General features: G+C 65.2%; 24 protein-coding genes. 14 read left to right on the top strand and 10 right to left on the bottom strand.

The window, feature by feature from the left end:
* Positions 1 to 5 precede the first annotated feature (5 nt).
* Complete coding sequence (locus tag C5L14_RS04660; RefSeq protein WP_105861316.1) at positions 6 to 1,010, bottom strand: HWE histidine kinase domain-containing protein; 1,005 nt, start codon at positions 1,008 to 1,010, stop codon at positions 6 to 8.
* A gap of 369 nt (positions 1,011 to 1,379) precedes the next feature.
* Here C5L14_RS04660 and C5L14_RS04655 point away from each other — a divergent pair, with 369 nt between their 5' ends.
* Positions 1,380 to 1,856: a DUF2127 domain-containing protein gene (locus C5L14_RS04655; protein ID WP_105860889.1), complete on the top strand. Its 477-nt coding sequence runs from the start codon at positions 1,380 to 1,382 to the stop codon at positions 1,854 to 1,856.
* Between the two features lie 162 nt (positions 1,857 to 2,018).
* Here the strand turns inward: C5L14_RS04655 and C5L14_RS04650 are convergent, their stop codons facing one another.
* Complete coding sequence (locus tag C5L14_RS04650) at positions 2,019 to 2,507, bottom strand: hypothetical protein (RefSeq protein ID WP_146126833.1); 489 nt, start codon at positions 2,505 to 2,507, stop codon at positions 2,019 to 2,021.
* A 316-nt stretch (positions 2,508 to 2,823) separates the two neighbouring features.
* Here C5L14_RS04650 and C5L14_RS04645 point away from each other — a divergent pair, with 316 nt between their 5' ends.
* A complete protein-coding gene (locus C5L14_RS04645) occupies positions 2,824 to 4,509 on the top strand; it encodes an ATP-binding response regulator (RefSeq protein WP_105861315.1) in 1,686 nt (561 codons plus the stop codon).
* A 55-nt stretch (positions 4,510 to 4,564) separates the two neighbouring features.
* Here C5L14_RS04645 and C5L14_RS04640 read toward each other — a convergent pair whose 3' ends face one another.
* The gene (locus tag C5L14_RS04640; RefSeq protein ID WP_105860887.1) at positions 4,565 to 5,257 is read right to left on the bottom strand and encodes a LuxR C-terminal-related transcriptional regulator; all 693 of its coding nucleotides are present in this window, start codon (positions 5,255 to 5,257) and stop codon (positions 4,565 to 4,567) included.
* A gap of 335 nt (positions 5,258 to 5,592) precedes the next feature.
* Here C5L14_RS04640 and C5L14_RS04635 point away from each other — a divergent pair, with 335 nt between their 5' ends.
* On the top strand, positions 5,593 to 5,937 hold the full coding sequence (locus C5L14_RS04635) for a hypothetical protein (protein WP_105860886.1): 345 nt from the start codon (positions 5,593 to 5,595) through the stop codon (positions 5,935 to 5,937).
* A 90-nt stretch (positions 5,938 to 6,027) separates the two neighbouring features.
* Here C5L14_RS04635 and C5L14_RS04630 read toward each other — a convergent pair whose 3' ends face one another.
* Together C5L14_RS04630 and C5L14_RS04625 are read right to left on the bottom strand one after the other, a co-directional pair.
* Positions 6,028 to 6,375, bottom strand: a complete 348-nt coding sequence (locus C5L14_RS04630) for a hypothetical protein (protein WP_105860885.1) — start codon at positions 6,373 to 6,375, stop codon at positions 6,028 to 6,030.
* 121 nt (positions 6,376 to 6,496) lie between these two features.
* On the bottom strand, positions 6,497 to 7,387 hold the full coding sequence (locus C5L14_RS04625; RefSeq protein ID WP_105860884.1) for a LysR family transcriptional regulator: 891 nt from the start codon (positions 7,385 to 7,387) through the stop codon (positions 6,497 to 6,499).
* A 104-nt stretch (positions 7,388 to 7,491) separates the two neighbouring features.
* On the opposite strand from C5L14_RS04625, the gene C5L14_RS04620 reads away from it, so the two are divergent.
* Positions 7,492 to 8,361, top strand: a complete 870-nt coding sequence (locus C5L14_RS04620; protein ID WP_105860883.1) for an SDR family oxidoreductase — start codon at positions 7,492 to 7,494, stop codon at positions 8,359 to 8,361.
* Positions 8,362 to 8,585: 224 nt separating this feature from the next.
* On the opposite strand, the gene C5L14_RS04615 is transcribed toward C5L14_RS04620, so the two are convergent.
* Positions 8,586 to 9,572 carry a LysR family transcriptional regulator gene (locus C5L14_RS04615; protein WP_105860882.1) on the bottom strand — a complete coding sequence of 329 codons (987 nt, stop codon included), beginning with the start codon at positions 9,570 to 9,572 and terminating at the stop codon, positions 8,586 to 8,588.
* A 222-nt stretch (positions 9,573 to 9,794) separates the two neighbouring features.
* Here C5L14_RS04615 and C5L14_RS04610 point away from each other — a divergent pair, with 222 nt between their 5' ends.
* From C5L14_RS04610 to C5L14_RS04590, 5 genes are all read left to right on the top strand, one after another.
* Positions 9,795 to 11,144: a dicarboxylate/amino acid:cation symporter gene (locus tag C5L14_RS04610; RefSeq protein ID WP_105860881.1), complete on the top strand. Its 1,350-nt coding sequence runs from the start codon at positions 9,795 to 9,797 to the stop codon at positions 11,142 to 11,144.
* 60 nt (positions 11,145 to 11,204) lie between these two features.
* On the top strand, positions 11,205 to 12,635 hold the full coding sequence (gene leuC / locus C5L14_RS04605) for a 3-isopropylmalate dehydratase large subunit (RefSeq protein WP_105860880.1): 1,431 nt from the start codon (positions 11,205 to 11,207) through the stop codon (positions 12,633 to 12,635).
* 3 nt (positions 12,636 to 12,638) lie between these two features.
* Entirely contained in the window at positions 12,639 to 13,250 is a 612-nt protein-coding gene (leuD, locus tag C5L14_RS04600; protein ID WP_105860879.1) for a 3-isopropylmalate dehydratase small subunit, read from the top strand.
* A 16-nt stretch (positions 13,251 to 13,266) separates the two neighbouring features.
* The gene (locus tag C5L14_RS04595; RefSeq protein ID WP_105861314.1) at positions 13,267 to 14,148 is read left to right on the top strand and encodes an alpha/beta fold hydrolase; all 882 of its coding nucleotides are present in this window, start codon (positions 13,267 to 13,269) and stop codon (positions 14,146 to 14,148) included.
* Between the two features lie 198 nt (positions 14,149 to 14,346).
* The gene (locus C5L14_RS04590; protein WP_342588394.1) at positions 14,347 to 15,219 is read left to right on the top strand and encodes a DMT family transporter; all 873 of its coding nucleotides are present in this window, start codon (positions 14,347 to 14,349) and stop codon (positions 15,217 to 15,219) included.
* Between the two features lie 64 nt (positions 15,220 to 15,283).
* On the opposite strand, the gene C5L14_RS04585 is transcribed toward C5L14_RS04590, so the two are convergent.
* Positions 15,284 to 15,670, bottom strand: coding sequence for an NUDIX hydrolase (locus C5L14_RS04585; protein WP_245443248.1), 387 nt, complete (start codon positions 15,668 to 15,670; stop codon positions 15,284 to 15,286).
* A gap of 306 nt (positions 15,671 to 15,976) precedes the next feature.
* Between C5L14_RS04585 and C5L14_RS04580 the strand changes: the two genes are divergently transcribed.
* Positions 15,977 to 16,216, top strand: coding sequence for a hypothetical protein (locus C5L14_RS04580; RefSeq protein ID WP_105860876.1), 240 nt, complete (start codon positions 15,977 to 15,979; stop codon positions 16,214 to 16,216).
* 59 nt (positions 16,217 to 16,275) lie between these two features.
* On the opposite strand, the gene C5L14_RS04575 is transcribed toward C5L14_RS04580, so the two are convergent.
* A complete protein-coding gene (locus C5L14_RS04575; RefSeq protein ID WP_105860875.1) occupies positions 16,276 to 17,448 on the bottom strand; it encodes a citrate synthase in 1,173 nt (390 codons plus the stop codon).
* A 97-nt stretch (positions 17,449 to 17,545) separates the two neighbouring features.
* Between C5L14_RS04575 and C5L14_RS04570 the strand changes: the two genes are divergently transcribed.
* Entirely contained in the window at positions 17,546 to 18,637 is a 1,092-nt protein-coding gene (locus C5L14_RS04570) for a citrate synthase/methylcitrate synthase (protein WP_105860874.1), read from the top strand.
* A gap of 66 nt (positions 18,638 to 18,703) precedes the next feature.
* Here C5L14_RS04570 and C5L14_RS04565 read toward each other — a convergent pair whose 3' ends face one another.
* Entirely contained in the window at positions 18,704 to 19,972 is a 1,269-nt protein-coding gene (locus C5L14_RS04565) for an MFS transporter (protein ID WP_105860873.1), read from the bottom strand.
* Between the two features lie 178 nt (positions 19,973 to 20,150).
* Here C5L14_RS04565 and C5L14_RS04560 point away from each other — a divergent pair, with 178 nt between their 5' ends.
* The 3 genes from C5L14_RS04560 to C5L14_RS04550 all read left to right on the top strand — a co-directional run bounded on the left by C5L14_RS04560 (position 20,151) and on the right by C5L14_RS04550 (position 24,152).
* Positions 20,151 to 21,146, top strand: a complete 996-nt coding sequence (locus C5L14_RS04560; protein ID WP_105860872.1) for an AraC family transcriptional regulator — start codon at positions 20,151 to 20,153, stop codon at positions 21,144 to 21,146.
* Positions 21,147 to 21,529: 383 nt separating this feature from the next.
* A complete protein-coding gene (locus tag C5L14_RS04555) occupies positions 21,530 to 22,981 on the top strand; it encodes a biotin carboxylase (RefSeq protein ID WP_105860871.1) in 1,452 nt (483 codons plus the stop codon).
* A 193-nt stretch (positions 22,982 to 23,174) separates the two neighbouring features.
* Positions 23,175 to 24,152 carry a C45 family autoproteolytic acyltransferase/hydolase gene (locus C5L14_RS04550; RefSeq protein ID WP_105860870.1) on the top strand — a complete coding sequence of 326 codons (978 nt, stop codon included), beginning with the start codon at positions 23,175 to 23,177 and terminating at the stop codon, positions 24,150 to 24,152.
* A 153-nt stretch (positions 24,153 to 24,305) separates the two neighbouring features.
* Here the strand turns inward: C5L14_RS04550 and C5L14_RS04545 are convergent, their stop codons facing one another.
* Positions 24,306 to 25,100 (bottom strand): restriction endonuclease, encoded by a 795-nt coding sequence (locus C5L14_RS04545; protein WP_105860869.1) that lies wholly within the window; start codon positions 25,098 to 25,100, stop codon positions 24,306 to 24,308.
* Positions 25,101 to 25,108 lie beyond the last annotated feature (8 nt).

The following is a 25,108-nucleotide window of genomic DNA, read 5'->3' as shown; positions in this document are numbered from 1 at the left end:
GGCTTTCAGCTCGCGAGAAAGGCACCCCCGAGCGGAATGACGATCTCGACCCTCAAACCGCCTGCCGCATATTGTTGTTCCACCTCACCGCCGAGACTGTAGGTTGTCGTGGACTGGATCAGTCGCGTTCCGTAGCCGGTCGTTGTTGGCGGCGCAACGGGTGGCCCGCCGCTCTCCACCCACTTCAGCCGGAGGCGGCTATCGCCTTCCTCGACCTGCCACGTGATCGTTATGCGACCGCCGGCGAGAGACAAAGCGCCATACTTGGCGGCATTTGTCGCAAGTTCATGAAGGACGAGGCTCAGCGACATCAGCGCGCGAGAACCGAGTTGAATATCGGCACCCGGCTCGATGACGAGGGATTCGGGGGCGGTGGCATACGGTCTGAGAATCCGTTCGATCAGCGCCCCCAGGCCGGTGTCCCCTTCCTCGGTGAAGGCAAGATCTTGCGATTCCACCAAGGCGCCGAACCGGCCCAGAAAGTCATCGCGGTATTCTTCGGCCGAACGTCCCTCCGTCGTGGTTTGGCGGGCGATTGCTTCGGCAACGGCAAGCAGGTTTTTCATGCGATGCCGCAGTTCGCCGAACTTCAGGTCCTTTGCCGCATCCTCGTCGTATCGATCGGTTACGTCGACGATGGATACCAGCATGGTGTGACTTACATCGTCAGGGTGATGGAGCCTGCGGGCCGTCACGAGCATGATCTTCCGGCCGAGACCGGGAAAGTCATGCTCGACTCGGTAATCGATCACGGCGGTCGCTTTCGGGATCACCTCTACAAGCAACTGTCGCAGCGCCGGAATATTCCATTGGCCGCCGCCCAATTCATAGAGAGGTTTGCCGATGGTCTCGTATCGATCCACCTTGAATGTTTCAAAAAAAGCACGGCTGGCAGTCTGCACGCAGAGGCTCTCGTCCAGCACAAGCAACGGATCTGGAACGGTATCGACGATCCCCTGCGCCTGAACGTGGCCGGCGCGCAGAATGCGATAAAGGTCTTCCATATGCACCATGCCGAGTTCTTCCTTGAAGGGGTAAAATAGGAGGGAAATGGGCCGTCTGCAATTGCATGATGCTCCCTGAGCCTCGGGTCTCCGTCCTTCGCCGGCCAGCCGCCTGGACGGGACGAGCAGCGGCTGTAGGCGCTTTCACTCATTGCGGTGCAGCGATTTCGTTCGCTCTCGAATCCGGTCGCAGCCAATCGTCGCCAGTATTGCTGGATTGCTTCGTCTGGGCCGCAATGACATAGGACAAATCATCCGGAGACCGGAATTGCGGCTGTAGCGCTACGGCGCCACTGAAGCTGGCGTGCCGCCTTCGGGTCTTTTTCTCCAGCCGGCCCGCAGGCTCATGGGCGCGAGGAAGCGGGGCGTCTGCCGATGAACGAGAATCGCATACATAAAGCTTTCCAGATCGGCGTTCTGCTGAAGGGTGCGCATGCAGTGTTGGAATGCGCCGGAGGCATCGGGCTTGCTCTGGTCAGTACGAATTCAATCTCGGCTTTCGTCAACCATTTCACGCAGGAAGAGCTGATCGAAAATCCTGGAGACTTCATCGCCACCCATATGCTCGCCTTTGCGCAGAATTTCAACGTCGAGACAAAGCACTTCTATGCGTTCTACCTGTTGAGCCACGGTCTGGTGAAAATTGCTCTGGTCATCTGCCTTCTGAAAGGAAAGCTTTGGTCATATCCAGTCTCACTGGTGGTGCTTGGGCTCTTCATTGCCTATCAACTTTATCGCTTTTCTTATACGCATGGCCCGGGGCTGATCATTCTCACGATGTTGGATATCGTAGTGATGATGCTTGTCTGGCGCGAATACAGGCTTGTGAGAAGCCATTTGCCGACAAATTAGCGAGACTTCCTGCGGCAGGCATCGTTGACACGGACTGAACTCGCGGCAGGCACCGACCGACCATGTCGGGCCCGCTCGCAGCTATTCGATCGAGTCGCATTCATTTGAAAAAATAGGCCAGCCCGCTTCGGCGGGCTGGGCGCTGATGATGACGAGACGCGCCTAAAAACGGCTGTCGGCCGTGCAGCCGGCGACATCGATCGACTTGATGTTGTCCTTCATGTCCGTGAAGGCCTGGATGTTGCACAGGTAATCGACGTTATCGACCTGCACCATGCGGTTCTCGCCGACCGGCGTTTCGACATCCTGCGTGTAGATCGTCGCCGCCTGGCCGTTTCCGCCCTGTGTCATGCCGACGACCTGCCGGCTGGTCGATGTGCCGGTCTGCACCCATCGGCTCTGCCACTGTCTTGAGATGCGCGTGTTGTTCCAGGCATATGTCCCGCCATCCGTGCAATAGGAGCATGGCGGCAGGTTCAGCGTTGGCGGGCCAAAGGCATTGATCGCCACGGAGATCGGCTTGCCGATCATCGTGCTTGCGGCCTTCTGGACCGGGTTCGATTGCTGAGCCGTCGTCACGCAGCCGGTGAGAAGCAATGTTGCGATGATGGCGGTGCCAAGCTGCACGACACCAGGATTCAGTCTAGCCATGCAGCTATCCCCCTATGTTGCCCGGGGCCAAATTACGCGTGGGCACCGCATCGAACCATAGGACAGGTGTGCTAGTCGCTCCTTGCGCTGGCCCGTATCTGGAAAGGGGGGGCCGCGGCTGATTTTCAGCATTTTGACGATGTCGGCCGGCATGCGGGTGGCTCGCACGGGGGCGCTTATGGCGTGGGGACGACGGGTCTTCGCTCGAGCAGGGGTTTGGCGCCACGGCGTTCGACCTGTCATGGACGCAAGCGTGCCGACGGTGCGAGTTCACTTCCTGAGAAAAATGCGGGAGAACCGCAGGATGCGCCGTATCATGACCGCCCCCAGCCGGCTTTTCGACCGCTTGCGCCGCAAGCCCGGGAATGACGATGCCGAATACGGCCAGGCCGTCGTTCGGCTGATCCTCGTTCCGCTCTACAGCCTCTATTTCGCCGGGGTCACGTTCGTTCAAGGCTTCGGGCTGTACGACAGCCCGATCTTCACGACCCTGTATTTCATCTACCTGGTCGCGGCGCCCGGGCTCTTTGTCTGGATTGTCCGCGCGCCCGGCTACAATTTTGCGCGCCGCGTCGCCGCGATGTCGGCCGACTACCTCATCATCACGGCCTCGCTCGCGGTCGGAGATCAGATTCTGCTGCCGGTCTACGCCGTTCTGCTATGGGTGACGGTCGGCAACGGTATCCGCTACGGCGCTCGCTATCTCGTCGCGGCGACACTCGTCGCGCTCGCCGCTCTTGCGGTCACGGCCCTGCTCAATCCCTATTGGCGGGCCAATCCCTACATCACGGTGACGCTCGTACTGACCACCATCCTCGTACCTGCCTATATCCTGTCGCTGCTGACACGATTGCAGAAGGCCTATGCCGAGGCTTTGGAAGCGAATCTCGCCAAGTCCCGATTTCTCGCCCAGGCAAGCCATGATCTGCGCCAACCCATCCACGCGATGAGCCTCTTCACCGCGATTCTGCGCGATGCCGGGTTGACGGAGGAGCAGCGCTCGATGGTCGATAACATCGACCGCTCCCTGGAAAGCCTCGGCCGGTTGTTTCGCTCGCTGCTGGACATTTCCACCCTCGACAGCGGTTCGGTCGAGCCCAAGCCGGCGAGCATGGCGATGGCCGAGCTCTTCGATGACCTCCGCCGGCAGAACCAGCAGCCGGCCCAATGGGCCGGTGTCGATCTGCGCTTCATGCCGTGCAGCCTCAACGTGCACGCCGATCAAACGCTTTTGACCACGGTCCTCCAGAATCTGATTTCCAACGCTTTGAAATACGCACCCGGCAAGCCTGTACTCGTCGGCTGCCGGCGACACGGCGAAACGCTCGCGATCTGCGTGCATGACCGCGGCGACGGCATCGCCGCGCATCACCTTCCGCTGCTGTTCACGGAGTTCTATCGCGTGCGCGAGCGCGGCGACAAAGATGTCGACGGTGTCGGACTCGGCCTTGCCATCGTCAAGCGCTTGACGGCCCTGATGGGCCTGAACGTGACGATTCGCTCGGAGCGCGGACGCGGCACGAGCGTGGCCATCACGGGCGTGCCAATCACCAAGGCAAACGCCACGGCGGCCACCACAGCACGGCAGCGCCTGCTGCTTCAGCGTTCCGCAATGGAAGGCCTGCGCATTCTCCTCGTCGAGGACGATGCGGACATATTGGAGGCAACCCATACCCTGCTGAAGAAATGGGGCTGCATCGTTCAGGCCGAGCTTGCCCCACCCAAGACCGTTGCAGCCTGCGATCTCGTCGTCACCGACTACGACCTGGGCGGCGGCGTGACCGGAAGCGATTGCCTGGGCCATGTGCGACGGGCGCTCGGTCGCGAAGTTCCCGCCATTGTCCTCACCGGGCATGATGCGAGCCGCATCCGCGCCGAGCTGGCCGATCCGCGTATTCCAATCCTGTCGAAGCCCGTGCGGCCGGCCGAGCTGCGCTCAAATCTCATGGCGCAAAAGATCAAACTGGACCGGCTGGCGCGAATGCCGGGCGAGCGCGGCTAAGGCGCTTTGCCCTAGAGCAAAGCGCGTTCAAGCGTGAACGCTTATTTGCTCTAGCTCATTGTTCTGACGCGTCTTTGCGATCCCTGGTGACTCCGTCTGATCGCAAAACGCTATGGGTCAGCCCGGCAAGGGCCGCCTTCGCCGCCGCCGCCGCTCGCGTTTCCACATCGAAAAGGCGAAGCAGCGCCGATACATGGATACGCACGGTGAAGGGCGAAATATCGAGCATGCGCCCTATTTCCTTGTTCGACATGCCTTCCGCGAGCAGCCGCAAGACCTCCGCCTGCCGTGGTGTCAGGGGCGGAATGGGATCGCGCTCGGCTCGCGCCGGCGACGCCATGTGCGACGAGGCTTTCAGCACGACGAAATCGCCGTCCCTGACCCTCTTGATGGCCTCGCCAATCTCCTGCGGCGGCACAGCTTTGCATATGAAGCCGTCCGCTCCGCCGGCCATCACCTTTTCGATGACCTCGTCATCATCGATCATCGACACCGCGACGATCGACGCGTTGGGAAATTCCTCGCGCAGATCGGCGATCGACACCTCGACCGAAAAGCCTGGGAACAGCAAATCGAGGAAAAACATGCCGGGTGCGGGCTCTGTCCGCGCCAAGCCGAGCAACTCGTCGAACGTTCCAGCTTCTTCGATCACTGCTGCCGGGCACAGGCGCTGCACGATGCGCCGCATACCCTCGCGGAATACCGGATGATCATCGGCGATGGCGATGCGTTCCTTGCGCACATTCATTGCGATCGAGTGCGTTTCCGTTCCGTTTTGGTTCAATCCGCCTAATTGAAACGGGTACGCGCCCGGGTTGGTATCGTCAAGCCGCCTTGCAGGGGTACGCGGGCCCTGATGGCGCGCTTGCCGCCGCCGGGGCATCCGACACGCCGCATCCCGATGTGTCTTCGGTATGCTGAGAGCCAACGGCGCTCGACGTCAGAGGTCATTACGCATATCGCCATGGCTGCCAACATTGAAGTCGCCGCAGCCAATCAAGCGCGCCTGCGTCTGGGCGTATTCATCGCGACCGGCGAGTCGAGCTTGATTCAATCGAATCGCAACCTCGAGAAAGCACACGCATGTCGAAATCAAATCCCCCGCTTGTTCCGACTACGCTGTGCGAAATCCTGCAACCGTACCCCGAGCTGATTACCCGGCTGCAAGAGACGCTCGATCAATTCGCTGAACCAAAGCCCAGGCTTCAGCCTTTCGACGAAGCGGTTTGGGCGCTGAAGAACAGGCTCGGCGTCTTCCTGGCGGAGTCGGCGGACGAATTGGATGCTGCCACAACCAGCGGCGACTTCAGGGTCATCAAACAGGCTAAAGACAAAAAGGCGACGATAGGACGCGCGCTCTTATGTTTTGATCGGGATCTGGATGATCTCTGGAGTTATTTCGAGGAAAACAAGAGGGCTTACGAATAACCCCTCCTGGCAGCCGGCATGAAGAAAGCCGATGCACGTGCGGAACGCCCGCTTCGGCGTTCGGCACGGGCTCCATTGGGCTTCGGATGTCTAGTCCGGCGCCATCTGACAGTTGGGGCCCACCCATTTGTTGTTATAGGTATCGAGCTCGTTTTCCATCATGGTGGCATTGCAGACCGGATAGCGGCCATCCCCACGCCGCGCCATGCTGAGGTCGCGATATTGTTGAACAAGGGTGTCGCGATCCGGCGGGCGACGGCGTCCCTGCCGCAGCGACAGTTGCATGACGCATTTGGCGAAGGCGTCAGTTCCTTCCCTAAAGCCGAAGCTGGCGCACTGGGCCTTGTTCTCCGAGATCTGGTCTGCGCTTGCGCTGCCTGTCGCGAAGCCGATCAGACAAACGAGGCCGGCGATCGGTAGAAGGGTCAGATTGCGCATGACATGTCACTCTCTCATCGTGCAATGCCTCTACAAATGCCCGGGATTGCTGGCAAGCGTGATATTTCGTTCCGTAAGCCGCAAATATTGCGATCGATCGCAATCAATTGGAGGAACGTCATCACCCGACATAGGCGGCGAGCTCCTCGGGAGTCCCTCGAGGAAAGGCTTCCCTGAGATAGTCCAAAAATGCCGACACCCGGGCGCTGAGCAGCCTTCGTGTGGGATAAAGCGCCCACAGGGCGGTTTCCGGTCCTTCTACATCCCCCCACCGTACAAGCCTGCCGGCGGCCAGATCCGGGCTGACCAGCGAGAGCGGCAGGCGCGCTGCCCCGACGCCCATCCGGGCAGCGTCGCGGACCATCAGCAGCGATGACAGGCCGAGCACCGGTTTGACGGCAACGCTCGCCGTGCCGGCCGGCGTGATCAGCTCCCATGTTTCGGCCTGGTTGATCGCGCCGCGCACCACCGCTGGAACAGGTTCGAGGTCTGATGGCCGGGCGAGGTCCGGACCCGCCACGACGACCTGTCTGTCATGAAGGAAGGCGCGGCCGACGAGGCCCGCATCCGACTGCGGATTGACGCGGATCACCAGGTCATAGGCCTCCTCGATCATGTCGACCGGCCGGTCTTCCGCTGTGACCTCAAGCCGGACCTCCGGATATTTCCGCGCAAAGCCTGCGGCCAGTTTCCCCATGGCGGTCTGCGAAAAGAGCAGGGGCGCGCTGATCCGCAATCGCCCGCGCGGACTGTGCCCGCCCGAGGCGATCGCAGCCGACGTTTCCTCGAGCTCCGTCAGCAATTGGCCCGTTCGCTCGAACAGGGCGCGGCCCTCCTGCGTGAGCTTGAGCGTTCTTGCGCCCCGCTCGAACAGGCGCAGGTCGAGGCTTGCCTCCAGCTCTGCTACGCGGCGCGACAAGGTCGCCTTCGGACGGCCCGCTGCGCGGGCGGCCTTGCCGAACCCGCCGTGGCGGGCGACCAGGTTGAAATCGGCGAGGGCAAGCAAATCCATATGTTCCACTCACGAGACGGTCTGTCTAAATTTGACGCCTATCGGTATTAATTTGGATCACTAAATTGGTGGATGTCAATTGAACCCCAAGCGGAGCAACCACCATGACCATTCTCGTTACGGGCGCCACGGGCCGCGTCGGCCGCCATGTCGTCGATCAACTCCTCCAGCGCGGCGCCAAGGTGCGCGTGCTGACCCGGGACCCGGCGAAGGCCGATTTTCCGGCCGGCGTCGAAGTCGCTCAAGGCGACCTGCTCGACATCGACGCCCTGCGGAGCGCCTTCAAGGGCGTGCGCACCCTCTTCCTTCTCAACGCCGTGACAGGCGATGAATTCACCCAGGCGATCATCACCCTCAACATCGCTCGGGAGGCAGGCGTGGAGCGGGTCGTCTACCAGTCGGTGTTCGATGCCGATGGCGCGGTGAACGTGCCGCATTTCGCGGTGAAGTCGGGCGCCGAGCGCATGCTTCAGCAGATGGGTTTCAGCGCCACCATCCTGCGTCCGTCCTACTTCATCGACAATGAGCTGATGATCAAGGACGCGATCCTGGGCCATGGCGTCTATCCGATGCCGATCGGCAGCAAGGGTGTCGCCATGGTCGATGCCCGCGACATCGCGGAGGTCGCCGCGATCGAGCTGATCCGCCGCGACCAGGCCCCCGGCAAACTGCCGATCGAAACCATCAATCTGGTCGGACCCGACACCCTGACCGGTCCGGACGTGGCGAAGATCTGGTCGGAGCTCCTCGGGCGTCCGGTCGTTTATGGTGGCGACGACCCCAGCGGGTTCGAGCAGAACATGGCCAGCTTCATGCCGAAGTGGACGGCTTACGAGATGCGCCTGATGGCCGAGCGCTATGTCAGCCACGGCATGCTTCCCGAAGCCGGCGACGTCGAGCGGTTGACCGGAATCCTGGGCCGCCCGCTGCATAGCTATCGCGACTTCGCGGCCGAGATCGTACGCGCGGCCTGAGCGTTTTCCAGGAAAGCCGACCGGTCTGTCGAACAAGAAAACGCGTCAAAACAAAGAGTTATGCCAGGTCGCGAAATCCCTGACCGTCATCCCCGGCTGAGCTGCTCCACCGCCATTGCGAGCGTAGCGAAGCAATCCAGTCTCATAGACGCGCTGGCCATAGCTCCTGGATTGCTTCGCTACGCTCGCAATGACAAGTGAGTCAAACAACGCGACCGGTGGTATTATTCTTCGACGCCTCTTTCGCTGGACGCCAGCGCAGACGGGCTTGCTTCCTCGACAGCATCCCCGGCCGGCCCGTCCCAGTCACGGCCGGCCACGAGCGCCCACAAGCGCTCCGCAGCCGGGCTTTGCCGCGCTCGGGGGCGGTAGAGGCGAATCTCTATCGGGATGTCGTTCTCGGCACTGGCGGCTCGCACCAGCCGTCCGCGCTCGAGGTCGTCGGCGACCACGCTCAGGGGGGCCCATGCGATGCCTCGGGCCTCGCGCGCCATGGCCACGAGCACCGAGGTAAGATGCGAGGCGAACACCGGTTTCACCACGGCTTCGCTGCGCTCCAGCGCCCGTGCGCCGGCGAGAATGCGACCGAGCCCGGACTCTTGTGTGTAGGACAGCAATGGCAGTGGCGCTTCCGGTTCTCCCGGCAGGGCAAAGAGCGCTCCCGCCCCATCCGGGCGAGGGACGCTCACCGGAAGCAGCACGTCCGCCCCGACATGGATCGAACGAAACTGGCCCGAGGCCAGCATATGCGTGGTGGCCGGATGGTCGTGGCAGAGCAGGAACTGCGCCTCGCCGCGCAGCATCATCTGCTCGCAGGCGGCCATATGAGCGGCGGTCAGCTGGATCGTCCCCTGAACGCTCTCGAAGCTTTCCACCGTCCTCAACCAGTTCGGGAAGAAGCTCACGGAGAGCGTCTGCGTCGAAGCGAACCGAACGGTCTCGGCCGTTATGCGCGCGGCCTCGCGCGCCGCTTCCCGCCCCTGGTAGAGGCGCCGAAGCGTCTCCTCGGCCACCGGCCGGAAGCGTTCGCCCGCCGGCGTCAACGTGACCGGAAGGACGTCGCGCGTGAAAAGTGGCGTGCCGACCCATTCCTCGAGGGCGCGGACGCGTCGGCTGAAGGCGGGCTGGGTGATGCAGCGCTGCTCCGCGGCGCGCGAGAAATGCCCCAGGTCCACCAGTGCCAGGAAGTCTTCGAGCCATGCGGCGTCCATCCGTCGAGCCCTTCTGCCGAGTCCAGCCCCTTCAAGGCGCAGGTCCCCCGCGAGCCGGGTTGGGAAAGATCGCGAGTCCCTGCATGGCGGTCAACGGCGGCCCGGCATTGCCTGATGCAATAACGGCATTAGCGGCATCGGCCGGGTTCTGGCTCTCTGCTGGGGAACGCTGCGGCCGACAGCCAGGATGACGGCCCAAGAAAAGCTACAGGGAGAAACGCCGTGCAGAGAGCCAATCAAGCGCAAGCGAAACCGCTTTACAAGAGCCTCTACGTCCAGGTCATCGCCGGCATTTTACTCGGCGTCGCGGTCGGGTGCGCGGCGCCCACCCTCGGCGTCGACATGAAGCCGCTGGGCGATGCCTTCATCAAGATGATCAAGATGGCCATCGGGCTGGTGATCTTCTGCACCGTCGTCGCCGGCATCAGCGGCATGAGCGATATGAAGAGGATGGGCCGGCTCGGCGGAAAGGCCCTGCTTTACTTCGAGGTGCTGTCGACGCTCGCCCTCGTAATCGGGGTCGTGGTCGGCAACCTCGTGCGGCCCGGCGCCGGCATGAACGCCGACCCGAGCAAGCTCGATACCGGGGCGGTCGCCAAATATGCCGGTGCCGCCCAGGAGCACGGCACGGTCGACTTCCTGCTCAACCTCATTCCCAACACCGTCTTCGATGCGCTGACCAAAGGCGAGATCCTGCCCGTCGTCTTCGTCGCCGTGCTGTTCGGCATCGTGCTGGCGAAGATGGGCGAGCGCGGCAGGCCGTTGCGCGATCTCGTCGATGCGGCCTCGCACTGGATCTTCGGCGTCGTCAACGTGCTGATGCGCTTCGCGCCCTTCGGAGCGTTCGGCGCGATGGCCTACACGATCGGCAAGTTCGGCCTGGGCTCGCTCGGCCAGCTCATCGGCCTGATCGGCACCTTCTATCTCACCGGCGCGATCTTCGTGTTCGGCGTCCTCGGCATCGTTTCGATCTGGGCCGGCTTCAGCCTGTTCAAGCTCCTGCGCTACCTCAAGGAGGAGCTGCTCATCACCCTGGGCGCAAGCTCGTCGGACGCGGCTCTGCCCTCGCTGATGGAGAAGCTGGAGCACCTCGGCTGCTCGAAGTCTGTCGTCGGCCTCGTCGTGCCGACCGGCTACATCTTCAACGCCGACGGCACCTGCATCTACATGACGCTGGCTGCCCTGTTCGTCGCACAGGCCACCAATATCGATCTCACTCTGACCCAGCAACTCGCGATCTTCGGCGTGTCCCTGCTGACCTCCAAGGGCGCGAGCGGCATCACCGGGGCCGGCTTCATCGCCCTTGTCGGCACACTCTCGGTCGTCCCTGCGATTCCGCTCGCCGGCATGGCGCTGATTCTCGGCATCGATCGCTTCATGAGCGAGGGGCGGGCCATCGTGAACATCATCGGCAACGCCGTCGCGGCCGTCGTGATGGCGAAGATGGAGGGCGAGCTCGACATGGCCCGCATGCGCGACGTGCTCGATGGCCGGCTGGTCGAGGACTACCCGGTCGGCGGCGATGTGGACGCGGTGCCCCGTGCCACCCTCGCAGCCAACACGACGACCTGACCGACGCTGAACCCGAGGCATGGCGGAGCCATGCCTCTCCATCTCCGCAGGACTGAGACGATGTCACCCCGAACGCTCTACGACAAGCTCATCGACAGCCACACGGTGGCCCGCCTCGACGATTGCACCGGCCCGGGCTCCGAGATTCTCCTCTATATCGATCGCACCGTACTGAACGAGTACACGAGCCCCCAGGCTTTCAGCGGGCTGCGCGAAGCAGGCCGCCGGGTCTGGCGGCCGGGGGCCGCGCTCGCCGTCGTCGATCACGTCAATCCGACCGCGCCGAACCGCGGCGCCGCCATGCCGGATGCGGGCGGGGCGCAGCAGGTTCGCTATTTAGGGGAGAACTGCCGCGACTTCGGCATCGAGCTCTTCGACGTGCTGCATCCGCTGCAGGGAATCGAGCACGTTGTCGCGCCGGAGCTCGGCTTCATCCTGCCCGGCATGATCGTGGGCGCGGGCGACAGCCACACGACGACCTATGGCGCGCTGGGCGCGCTCGGCTTCGGCATCGGCACCTCGGACATCGAGCACTATCTCGCCACGCAAACCCTGCGCTATCGCCGGATGCGAACCATGCGTATCATGCTCGACGGCATCCTGTCGCCGGGCGTGACCGCCAAGGACGTGGTGATGGCGCTCATCCGCACCATGGGCGCCTCGGGCGCGACCGGCTATGCCGTCGAATTCGCCGGCAAAGGCATCGCGGCCCTTCCTGTCGAGGGCCGGATGACCATCTGCAACATGGCGGTGGAGGGTGGCGCCCGCGGCGTCATCATGGCCCCTGACGAGGCAGTATTCAACTACCTCACCGACAAGCCGAGGGCGCCGAAGGGAAATGTCTGGGAGGCCGCCATCCAACACTGGTCGACCTTGCACAGCGACCCGGATGCCGTGTTCGACCGGGAAGTGAGCCTGCAGGCTGCGGAGATCGAGCCCCTGGTGACCTGGGGCATCAGCCCGGACCAGGCGGCTCCGGTGGGTGGGCGCGTTCCCGACCCTGGCGCGGAACCCGATGCCGACCGTCGGCGCGACATGGCGCGCGCGCTCGCCTATATGGACCTCGCACCCGGCACCGCGCTCGAGACGGTACGCATCCAGCGGGCCTTCATCGGCTCCTGCACGAATGCCCGTCTATCCGACCTGCGCGAGGCAGCCGGCGTCCTGCGCGGCCGTCGCATCGCGGACGGTGTGCGTGGTATGGTGGTGCCCGGCTCCTCGAGCGTGCGGCGTGCCGCCGAGGCCGAGGGGCTCGACCGCGTGTTCATCGAGGCCGGGTTCGAGTGGCGCCAGTCGGGCTGCTCGCTGTGCCTTGCCATGAACGACGACATGCTGGCCCCCGGCGAGCGCTGCGCGTCGAGCACCAACCGCAACTTCGAGGGCCGTCAGGGGGCGGGCGGGCGCACCCACCTGATGAGCCCCGCCATGGTTGCGGCCGCTGCCGTGACCGGCCACCTCACCGATGTCCGTCGCTTCGCCCGGGAGAACTGAGCCATGCAGCCCTTCGACACCGTGGCCGGCCCGGCCATATGCCTTCCGGCCGCCAATGTGGACACCGACGTCATCATGCCCAAGCAATTCCTGAAGGGCATCGACCGCAGCGGGCTCGCCCGGGGTGCGCTCCACGACCTGCGCTTCGACGCGCAGGGCAGGCCGCGCCCGGACTTCGCACTCAACCGCCCGGAATGGCGGGGCGCGCGCTTCCTCGTGGTCGGCCCGAACTTCGGCTGCGGCTCCTCGCGCGAGCACGCTGTCTGGGGGCTGCTGCAACTCGGTATCCGCGCCATCATCGGCACGAGCTTCGCGGGCATCTTCGCCGACAACGCGGCCAATAACGGGCTCCTCCTGGTCAGCCTCGCCCCGGCGCAGGTGAGCACCCTCGCTGCCTTCGCCGCCGACCCGGAGCGGAACCGCCTCACCGTCGACCTGCCTCGCCAGACCATTCTCGCAGCCGGTGGCGTGCGCGTGACGTTCGAGCTCTCGGCGGCGCGCAAGGATGCGCTGGTCCGCGGGCTCGATGCCGTCGGGACGACGCTCGGCCGGGCCGGGGCGATCCGCGCCTTCGAGGAGCGGTACCACGCCGCGCAACCCTGGCTCGCCTGCTGAGGAGCGGAACATGGCGATGATGGACCCGTTCCTCGCGGGCTTTGAACTTCGCGACGTCGACGCCGACGGAATCCGCATCCGGGCCGCTATTGGCGGCTCGGGACCACCTCTCCTGCTGCTGCACGGACACCCGCAGACCCACGCGACCTGGCACGCGGTTGCCCCGAGGCTGGCCGAGCGCTTCAGCGTCGTGGCGATGGACCTGCGCGGCTACGGCGATTCCGAGAAGCCGGGCGGCGGAGAGGGGCATGCGCACTACGCCAAGCGCGCCATGGCGGCCGACGCGGTCGCGGTGATGCGCCGCCTCGGGCACGGGCGCTTCGCAGTGATCGGGCACGACCGCGGTGGGCGTGTCGCCCACCGCATGGCGCTCGACCATCCCGGCGCGGTGACGCGCCTCGCCGTATTCGACATCGCGCCCACCGCCACGATGTATGCCCACACCGACAAGGCGTTCGCCACGGCCTATTTCTGGTGGTTCTTTTTGATTCAGCCCGAGCCGCTGCCGGAGCGCCTGATCGGCGCAGACCCGGAGTTCTTCCTGCGCACGCACCTCGAGGGGCAGTCGAAGACGCCCGGCGTGCCGCGGCCCGAACTCTTCGCCGAATATTTGCGGGTCTACAGCGATCCGGCGACGCGCCACGCCATCTGCGAGGATTACCGCGCCGCGGCCACCATCGACCTGGAGCACGACGCTGCCGATGCGGATCGCCGGGTCGAGGTGCCGCTCCTGGCGCTCTGGGGCGCGAAGGGCACGGTCGGGCGAACCTATGACGTGCTGGCGACCTGGCGCGAGAAGGCCACCGATGTGCGCGGCCACGCCATCGCATGCGGCCATACCCTGCAAGAGGAGCGCCCGGACCTCGTGCTTGCCGCCCTCGGCGATTTTCTCCGCTAAGCGCAGACCCGCCTCGTTTCCCCCCCCCCGGCCCGCTTGGCGCTGGCGGGACGTGCCCACCGCCCAGGCAAATGGGGACAAGCCGATGTCCACGCTCGATAGTTCGGCCGATACCGAAACATTCCGTTTCGGTAGCCGCTAGGCAGGAGGGCCGCAGCGAATAAACGAGCCTGGAACAGGATGGCCGCCAAGGCGAACATGATTACGCAATCGGCGCTGCTTGTGGCCCTTTCCACACTCTGGGGCGCGTCCTACGCCTTCATCAAGGTCGGCGTCGAAACCATTCCGCCGATCACGCTGATCGCCGCCAGAACCTTGATCGCCGGGGCCGTGCTCGTCGCCGTTCTCCGGCTGCGCGGACTGAGACTGCCGAGAGATCGGCGGATATGGGGACGTTTCGCGTTTCAGGCCTGCCTCAACAGCGTCGTTCCCTTTACCCTGATCGCCTGGGCCGAGCAGACGACCGATGCGGGCCTTGCGACCATCCTGAATTCCACCTCCCCCATCTTCGCCTTCCTGCTGACCGCCGCGGTCACGCGCCACGAGGCCGTCACCAGGCGCAAGCTGTTCGGCGTGGCGGCTGGGCTGATCGGAACATGCCTGATCGTCGGCATGGAGGCGCTTGACGGCTTCGGACGTGAAATCTGGGCGCAGCTCGCCATCATCGGCGCCACGCTGTGCTATGCAGGCGCGGCGATCTTCGGCAGGAGCTTCAAGGGGCTCGAACCGGTGATGCCGGCCGCCGGCTCGCTGATTTCGGGTGCGGCGGTGCTCGTGCCGGTCAGTCTCATCCTCGATCGCCCCTGGACCTTGGCCCCGAGTGCCCAATCCGTGCTCGCGCTCCTTGCGCTTGCGGTTTTTTCGACGGCGCTGGCCTTCGTGATCTATTTCCGACTCGTGCAAACGCTCGGTTCCGTCGGCACGACTGCGCAGGCCTATCTTCGGGTTCCGGTCGGCGTGGCGATCGGTGTGCTGTTTCTGGGAGAAACGCTGTCTCCGACGGCGTGGGCCGGCCTGGCGTGCGTGGTCGCCGGGGTCATCGCCATGACACTGCCTGGCCGCAAGCGCTGAGGAAGTTCAAAAAAAAGCGCCGAACTGGCCGAAGGCTCCCTGCGATCGCCCTTCGCCAAGCCGCTCAGGGTTTCATGCTCTGCAACAGGGAGGATAGCCCCGGCTCCTCGACCACGAGAGCCGCATCCGCCGGCAGGACCCAGCGCACCTGACGCTGGCCGATCTCCTTCCAGGTCGGCAATGTCGCATTCACACGCAAAGGGTACACGCAGACTTCAACCAGATCGAAATGCTCGGCGCGGCGTTTCCAATAGATGAAGCTGCCGCAGGGCTTCTTGCCGACGGTCCCGACCAGGCCGGCTTCCTGCTCGGCCTCGATGCGCGCTGCCTCCCAATCGTTGCGCCCCTTCATCGGCCATCCCTTCGGGATCGACCAACGGCTGGTCTCGCGCGTGGTGATCAAGCAAACTTCGAGGCGTCCGTCCCGCTCGCGCACGGGAAGCGCACCCACTTGATGCTGCGTATCGGCCGGGCGCTTCTTTTTGTCTTTTCTGGACATTGCTCGACACTATAGCCCAATCGGGCGCATTTTATGTCAGATATTCGACGCAGATTGTTGTTTTGGCAACATGTAACGATCGAAAAGCGGCTTGCCGTTGACAACGCGCCGGTGAGGGGAGCGGTTCCTAGGGGCAAAACGCGCTCCAGTGTGAACGCGCTTTGCCCTAACTGCTTGTTTCCAGCCGTCTTTGCGATTCCTGGTGGTTCGGCCTAATCGCAAAACGCGGTAGCCGGCGCGGAAGAAGGAGGATTGCCCATGGACCCCAAGGCGGAATGGCTCCGATATAGCGGCTGGGACGCCACCGAGCATGACCGCTGGCTGCGCGACAGGATCGCCTCGCTCTTCGACCTGGAGACCCCGACGCCGAAGCAGCAGCATCTGTTGCAAATGGCGAGCTTGCGGCTGACGCTGCAGGACCTGCCGGCCGCGGCCTATCCTGGCCATGAGGCCGAACTCCGGGCCTTGGCGGAAAGCGAGTTCAAGGACTCGGACTGACGGCCTGGCTTGTTCAACGGCCGGATACCCTTGCCTGCGCAGGCGGTCGCTGGCGGGCGTCAGGCCGTCTCCACGCTGGCCGCCGTCGTCAGCGGGGGCCCGTCATAATGGGCGCGCGGGCGGATCAGGCTGCCCCTGGCGGTCTGCTCGAGCATATGGGCGATCCAGCCGACCGAGCGTGCGAGGGCGAAGAGCGTGAAGGGCGTGCTCGCCGGCAGGCCATGGCGGTCGGCGAGGGCGGCGAGGGCGAAGTCGACATTGGGAGGCTCGTCGCCGTGCTCGGCCACGGCCTCACGAATCTCCTCATAGATCTCGCTGCAGGGAAAGCAGGCCAGAAGGGCAGTCGCGCGGGGATCTCCGCCGGGATAGAGCGGATGGCCGAAGGCCGGCAGGCGATGGCCCCGGGAAAGCCAGTCATGCACGGCGCGCCGGGCGCCGATGCGCCGGGCCGTCTCCGCCAAGGCCTGCATGCTCACGGCGGCGGTCCCGTGCAGCGGGCCGGCGAGGGTACCCAGCCCTGCCAGCAGGCCGGCGGCCAGCGGAGCGCCCGTCGATGCGGCCGTGCGGGCCGCGAAGGTCGAGGCGTTGAGCTCATGATCCGCCAGCAGCACCAGGGCGCGCCGTATGAGGTCGGCGGCGTCGGGCGCCTGCCAGGCCTGCGCGGCCTGCTGGTGCAGCGGCAAGGCACCATCGGCGCCCCCGCCGAGCATGGCGGCCGCCATGGTGCCGACCAGGCCCGCCGCTTCCCGGCAGAGCACGGCATGCGAGCGCCCGCCGGTGGGAAAGTCATGGCTGGCCCGTCTTGCCAATGCGAGCAGCGCGGCTTCGAAAGGATTGGCCGGGACCGGGGTGCCCTTGACGGTGGGCGGAAAGGCGAAATCGACCCTGCCGACCTGCCAGAGCAGTCGCGCGATCTCTTCGAGGCTCGCCCGCTCCGCCAGGCCGGCGGCATCTTCGCCGCGATACCACAGGCGGCCGTCGGCGATGGTGGAGAGACCGGAGGCCAGCACGGGCTCGCCAAAGGAGATGGTCTGCGTGGCGACGTCGGCGACACTGCGGCGCCCGGCATGGCGTCCCGCCAGCCTTTTGACGTCCTCGCCATGATAGAGGCTGCGCCGCACGTCCTGCGGATGCGGCCTGGTGCGGATCCGGCCGCGGCTGACATTGGCATAGAGCGTCTGCGGCTGGACCTTGAGCAGGGCGAGGGCTTCCTCAGAGGTGATCCAGGACATCGGCGCAACCGGGCAGATACATTGACGATTTTGATCAAGATTGACGTCAATGCTAAAGCGCCCAAATGCTTGTCGCAACTTTGATAAGGAGATTGCGATGAACAATGGATTGGATGATGTCATTGCCACGGAAACCGTGATGTCCGACGTGGACGGCCTTGCCGGCCGGCTCGTCATTCGCGGTCATTCGCTCGACGATCTGGCCGGGCATGTCGGCTATGAGGACCTGGTCGCCATCCTGCTGGACGGCTTCTTCCAGGATCTGCCCGGCCCGGCGGCACTGGCGTCCCGCCTTGGCATGGCCCGCCGCGACGTGTTCGAAATGCTCGTCGCCGGGGGAGCGCCGGATAGGAAGCTGCCTGCCACCGATGCGCTGCGCGCCGCCATGGCCCGGCTGGGGGACGGCGAGGACCTTGACGTGGCGCTTCGGCTGATCGCCGCGCCCGCCATACTGACCCCGGCCATCATCCGGCAGCGTCGGGGCGAGGCGGCGATCGCGCCGGATCCGACGCTCGGCCATGCCGCCGACATGCTGCGCATGCTGCACGGGACGGTGCCCCGCTGGGAGGCCGCCGCCGCCCTCGATACCTATCTGGTCACGGTCAGCGACCACGGCCTCAATGCCTCGACTTTCACCGCTCGGGTCGTCGCTTCGACACAGGCCGGCCTGACCTCGGCGGTGCTGGCGGCACTCAGTGCCCTGAAGGGGCCTTTGCATGGCGGTGCGCCGGGCCCGGTGCTCGACATGCTCGACGGCATCGCCGCGGCGCAGACGGCCGAGGCCTGGCTGGAAGCGGCTCTCGACCGCGGCGACAGGCTGATGGGCTTCGGCCATCGTGTCTACCGCGTGCGCGATCCGCGGGCCGAGGCGCTCAAGCGGGCCGTTGCGGCGTTGTTCGGGCCCGGCACTAACGACAGGAGCCGCCTGGCCTTGGCCGAGCATGTGGAGGCGGCGGCAACCAGCATTCTGGCCCGCCGCAAGCCGGACCGGTCGCTGCAGATCAATGTGGAATTCTATACGGCATTGCTGCTCGAAGCCCTCGGCTTCCCCCGCGAGAGCTTCACCAGCGTCTTCGCCACCGGGCGTGTGGCGGGGTGGATCGGCCATGCCCGCGAGCAGGTGCTCTATGGCCGGCTGATCCGCCCGCAGTCCCGCTATGTCGGCCCCCGGCCGGATCAGGCGGCCTGACGCACGTCATCCCGGACGCGAGGCGGCACGGAGTGCCGCTTCGCAGGTCCGGGATGATACGATGTTCTACGCCGCCGCCGTTACCAGGCGCGAGCCCACGCCGGCGAGAATGAGCAGGACCGCCAACAGGAGAACCAGGCCTGCCCCGACGAACACGCCGCCCGCTCCGCTGACGTCGAAGATCGTGCCGCCGCCGGCGGCGCCGAGGGCGATGGCTAGCTGGATTACCGCCACGATCAGGGCCGTGCCGCTTTCGGTTTCGTCCGGCACGGCGCGGGTGATCCAGGCCGTCCAGGCCACCGGCACGGCACCGAAGGCGAGGCCCCACAGGGCGATCAGCACGGCATCGGCCACTGGCGCGCTGCCGAGGCCGGCAAGCACCAGGCCGAGCACGCCCATTGCCAGAGGCATGGCGGCCAGGGTCAGCCTGAGGCTGCGCTCAAGCAGGAAGCCGCCGAGGAAGGTCCCGAGGAAATTGGCGATGCCGAAGCCCAGCAGGATGGCCGACATGGTGCTCACGCCGACCCCCGTCACCGTCTCCAGGAAGGGCCGGATATAGGTGAAGAAGGCGAAGTGGCCGGTGAACACCAGGGTGACCGCCACCATGCCGAGGCCGATCTGCGGCCGCATCAGCACCTCCCACAGCGTGCGCAGGCGGGCATGCCCGCGCGGTTCCAGGCGCGGCAGGGTGGCGAATTGCACCACCAAAGCGAGAAGGCCGAGACCGGCCGCCATGAGAAAGACAGCCCGCCAGCCGGCGATGTCGCCGACATAGCTGCCGACGGGGGCGGCGAACACCGTCGCCGCCGAGACGCCGCTGAACAGGATCGACAGGGCGCGCGGTACCAGTGCCTCCGGCACCAGGCGCATCACCGTTGCCGCCGACATGGTCCAGAAGCCGCCGAGGGCGATGCCGAGCAGCACCCGTCCGGCGATCAGGGCCGGCAGGCTTGAAGCGGAGGCGACCAGCAGGTTGGAAGCAACCAGCAGGATCGAGAAGGCCAGCAGCACGAGACGGCGGTCGATGCGCCGGGTCACCGTTGCCACGAGCAGGCTGGTGATCAGCGCCACGGTGGCGGTGGCGGTAACGGCCTGGCCGGCCACGCCTTCGGTTACGCCGAGATCGCGCGCCATCGGCGTCAGCAGGCTGGCCGGCAGAAACTCGGCCGTCACCAGGCCGAAAACGCCGAGCATCATGGAGACCACGGCGCCCCATAAGGCGTTCTGCGAGCCCGGCGCGGCTGCGGTGGGGATGTCGTCCTTGTAGGCCCGGTGCGGGCCGCGATCGGCCTCGATCGCCTCAAGCGACGAGGCGCTCTGCAACGCTTCGCTCATCTGTCTGTCCTGTCGAATTGATCTGGAGCAAAACGCGTTTAGGCGAAACGCTGATTTGCTCCAGTTCTTTGGTTTGACGCGTTTTGCGATTCTTGGCGTCCCGCCAAATCGCAAAACGCTATTGCGTTGCAGCAACATAGGGTGGACATTTCGGACGATCCATGTCATCAAATCCGGAATGCTATACCATTCGTCCGGACGTGAGCGTACACGCCGCGATAACCCGCCAGCCGACCTGATGAGCGAGCTGCTCCTCGGGATGCGGCTCAACGGCGTGCAATATCGGCGGCTGCATGCCGCGCCGCCGTTCGGCGTCCGTTTCGGCACGGCCGAAGGGCGGGCCCAGTTCCATTTCGTCGCCTGCGGCACGGTCTATCTGCGCATGGCGGCCGGGGCGGTGCACAGCCTCGGACCGGGCGATGCCGTATTGCTGCCGCGCGGCGGGGAGCACGATCTCGTTTCGGCGCCGGACCTGCCGAGCCAGGATGTCGGCGCCTATGAGGCGGTTCCGCTCTGCAAGAGCGTCAGCGCGGTCTCGGCCTGCGTCGAGGAGACCTGCCCGACCAAGCATGCCCATGTCTTCAGCGGCTGCATGGAGTTCGATCTCGGCGGCATGCGTCCGCTGGTCGCCCAGATGCCCGAGGTGATGCTGGTCGGCACGCTCCTGGAACGTCAGCCCGAGATCGAGCCGATGCTGCGGGCGATGGAGCGCGAGGTGCTGACCGAGCGCGTCGGCTCGGCGGGCATCCTGGCGCGGCTGGCCGACGTGGTCTCGGCCTCGATCGTGCGCGGCTGGGTGGAATGCGGCTGCGGCGAGGTCGGCGGCTGGCTTGATGCGCTGCGCGATCCGCGCCTGAGCCGCGCCATCGGCGCCATGCACCGCGATCCCGGCCGGGACTGGACGGTGGCGGAGCTTGCGCAGGAAATGGGGGCCTCGCGCTCGGTCTTCGCCGAGCGCTTCCTGGCGGTGACCGGCCAGACCCCGCTGCGCTATGTCACCGAGCTGCGCATGCGCCTGGCGGCCGAATGGATCGGGCGTGACCGCATGTCGATCGACACCGCCGCCCAGCGCCTCGGCTATGCCTCGCAGGCTGCCTTCAGCCGCGCTTTCAAGCGTGTGACGGGCATGCCGCCGGGGGCTTTGCGGGCGGAAGGGCCGCACGCGAGGGCGTGAGCGCGGGCAGCCGAGAGACGCGATATAACCACCACGGCCTCGCAGCCAGGATGAAAGACGATTGCTTCATCCCCATTTCGGCCCGGTTGCCGGCCTGCCGGAAGTGTGTCAGAAATTTGGCACAGAGGACGTCGCCCCATAGAAGGGAGCCTCATGCCGGCTGGTGAGCCTGTTGTCGCCTGGTTGAGCCGCCGCACGCATGTTGCGGCCGTTCGGAGCGCGACGACGGCACCTGAGACAGGCGCCCTTCCGGCATCCCGCCGGTTTTCCTTCGCCATTATCGCATGGGACGATGGTGCGCTCTTCGAGCCCCGCGCTTCGCCTCTTCGGCCCAACAGGCCCCTGCCACAACGACAAACCCTGCAGAGAATGGGATCCCCACCATGAGCGGACGCGAGAAGCTGCGCAGCCTGAGCGATATCTATCGTTTCCTGCGCATGAACGAGACGCCGATCTATGTCGTCACGCCGACACCCTTCAACCTGCTCGGGCTCGACGAGTGGGTGGGCGGGCTGGAATTCATCAATTATTTCGACATTTTCGACGGCAGGCATCCGCGCGTCTTCGTGCCGCCGCGCACCGGGCCGGTCGAGTTCAAGTCGATGGAGGACGTCGCCAATTACCTGGTGGCCCATCCCGCCTTCCGGGCCCGCATCCGCAAGAAGCCGCGGGGCAAGGCGATCTTCGTGATGTTTGACGAGGAGACCGAGGAGCTCTGCGCCGAGGCCGGGGTCGACGTCGCCCTGCCCAAGGCCGCTTTGCGCACCCGCCTCGATTCCAAGATCGAGACGACGCGGCTGGGCAACGAGGCTGGGGTGGCCAGCGCCCCAAACACCATGGGTTTTGCCGGCAGCTATGAGGAGCTCGGCGCCCTGGCGGCCGCGGCGGGGCTCGGCAGCGACCTCGTGGTGCAGACGCCCTATGGCGACAGCGGGCGCACCACCTTCTTCGTCAAGAGCCAGGCGGACTGGGACAAATACGCCGCCAAGATCATCGGCCAGGAACTGAAGGTGATGAAGCGCATCAATCACCTTCCCGGCACCATCGAGGGCTGCTGCACGCGCCACGGCACGCTGGTCGGCCCCGTCATGACCGACATCACCGGCTTTGCCGAAATCACGCCCTATAAGGGCGGCTGGTGCGGCAACGACGTCTCGCCCACCATCCTGCCGGGCGATGCCCCGGACCGGGTGCGCGAAATGGCCCGCAAACTCGGCGACCGGCTCTATGCCGAGGGCTATCGCGGCGTGTTCTGCTGCGACTTCCTGCTCGATACCGACACGCATGAGGTCTATCTGGGTGAGCTCAATCCGCGCGTTTCCGGCGCCTCGCCGCCGACCAATCTGATCACCACCATCTATGGCGGCTGCCCGCTCTTCCTGTTCCATCTGCTCGAATTCCTCGACGTCGATTACGACCTCGACGTCGAGGCGGTGCAGAACCGCTGGAAGGAATATGACCACTGGACCCAGCTCATCCTCAAGCAGACCGAGGACAAGGTGGAAATGCTCACGCGCGTACCGCAATCGGGCATCTGGCGCATGAATGACCGCGGCGAGATCGCCTATCAGCGCTCCGCCCTCGATCTCACCAGCGTCGGGGACGAGAACGAGGCCTTCTACATGCGCGTGTACGGCGTGGGAGAATATTGCTACCATGGCGCCGATATGGGCTGTCTGCTGGCGCGAGGCCGGATGCAATCGGACAGCCGCGAATTGCTGGCGCGTGCCAAGAAATGGAACGCCGGCATCAAGGCGCAATTCGAGTCGGTGCCGCTGTCCGCCATGACCGCTATCGTGCCGCCGGTGGACATGGCCTCGGCCAAGTGGATCTAATGGGTTTGACCGAAAGAAACGTAAGCACCTCGAGCTTTGTCGTAGCAGGGCTCGACCCGGCTATCCAGAGGCACTGCGTGCGGTCGGACCCAGGGCTGGATTGCCGGGTCAAGTCCGGCAATGACAAGATCCGCGCTGTCGATAATTGCGCCGCGAGTTTCGAATCAGGCTCTGACGGCATGAGTGGAAAGAAATGAACGTAGGCTTCCGCAGCTTGCGGGAACAGGAGCCCGGCCTGGCCTGGAACGCGGTGTTCCAGGCCGGCTGGCCGGGATGGCGGCAATGGTTTCTGGAACGGGGCGGCGCGCAGGCGCCGAGCCTCGTCGATGCCGCCCGAGCCGTCCGCCGCTTCATGCCGGAAATGGAAGGGCTGTGGTCGAGACTGGTGGCGGCGGTGCCATCGGACGAGGACGTCGCCCGTTTCCTGAGTTTCTGGACCCCGCCGCGCTACCTCGTCCATTGCAGCCAGGCCGTGCTGGTCGATGACTACGGTCCCATCCTGGTGCGCAATTACGACCTGGCGCCGGAATTGAACGAGGGTACGCTCCTGCGCTCGCGCTGGCGCAGCCGGGACGTGATGGGCATGGTGGACGGGCTGTCCGGCCTCGCCGACGGCATGAACGATGCCGGCCTCGTCGTCTCGCTCACCTTTGGCGGCCGCGCGGTGGCGGGCCGGGGCTTCGGCGCGCCCATGATCGTGCGCTATCTCCTGGAGGTCTGCTCCGATACGCATCAGGCTGTGGAGGCGCTGCGCTCGGTGCCCTGCCACATGGCCTACAACGTCACCGTGCTCGACCGCCAGGGCCGCTGGGAAACGGTCTATCTCTCGCCGGACCGGCCGGCGATCGTCTCCGGCAAGGCCTTCACCACCAATCACCAGCTCGGGGTGGAATGGCCGAGGCATGGCCGCCTCTCCCGTACCGTCCAGCGGGCGGAATCCCTCGAACAGCTTCTGGCGGATCCTACGCTCGACGGAAACGGGCTGGCGGCAGCCTTCCTGACCCCGCCCTTGCTGGCGACCAGCTATGCGCAGGGCTTCGGCACGGTCTACACGGCCTGCTACCGTCCGGCCGCCGGCGCCGTCACCCTGCTCTGGCCCGGCCAGGCCGCGAGACACTGGACCTTCCAGGACTACGGCCAGATCGAGTTCCAGGTGAGCTATCCGGATTGAGGCGCGACAAGCCTTCTCCCCTTGCGGGAGAAGGTGCCCGAAGGGCGGGTGAGGGGAGATACGCAACGATGGAGGGTGGTCGCCGTCACCCCTCATCCGTCATTGCATTCGCAATGCCACCTTCTCCCGCAAGGGGAGAAGGCTTGTCGCGCCTCACCGTACCGGCTGCAGCATGGTCTCGAGATCCGGCAACTCGCTGTGGTGGACGAGAAGCACGCCGAGCTTGCGGGCGAGCTGCTCGGCGGCATTGGTGAAATCCCGGTTGGAGACCACCACGGCATAGTCGGCGTCGACGAAGCCTGCGGCGGCATGGGCTTCCTGCACGGCCTTGTTGCCGACCGGATTGCCGAAATAGAGCTTGCACTGCAGGGCGACGGAGAGGTCGTCCCGCCGCGCCAGGATGTCGACGCCCTGATCGCCCGATTGCCCCGTGACCTCCGCTTCCCAGCCGGCCTTGCGCAGAAGGTCGGCGCACAGATGCTCGTAATCCTGCGGCGAGATCTCCTCCATGGCGTCGGGAATGCGGGCATCGGGCTCCACGGCCGCCCATTTGCCCACCATGCGGGTGGCCAGGGCATCGAAGCGGGCGACATCCTTCTCGTCCAGGGAAAGCTTGGTGGAGGCGCGGAAGCGCACCAGCTCCTCGTGCCATTTGTCGAATTCTTCGGCGCCATAGGCGTTGACGCGCACGAGCTGGCGATAGCGCCTGGTCAGGGCCTGGTCGTGGCGGCGGATCAGGCGCCGCCATTCCGCGCTGTCCCCGCCGACCGGCAGGAGACCGAGCCGCGTCAGCAGCCAGACCAGCACGAGGGCGGCGAGGGCAAGGCCGGCGGCGATGCCCGTGAGGCGGTCGAGACGCGCCAGATTCATCGCGACGATGAAGACGATCGCGAATTTGGTCAGGTTGACCCATGTCGACGCGCGAAATATGCCGAATCCCCGAAACATGGGCTGGT

It is taken from the genome of Labrys okinawensis, assembly GCF_002982075.1.
GTDB classification, from domain to species: domain Bacteria; phylum Pseudomonadota; class Alphaproteobacteria; order Rhizobiales; family Labraceae; genus Labrys; species Labrys okinawensis_A.
The sequence above is the reverse complement of the archived record's forward strand: the minus strand, read 5'-3'. Positions and strand labels throughout refer to the sequence as shown.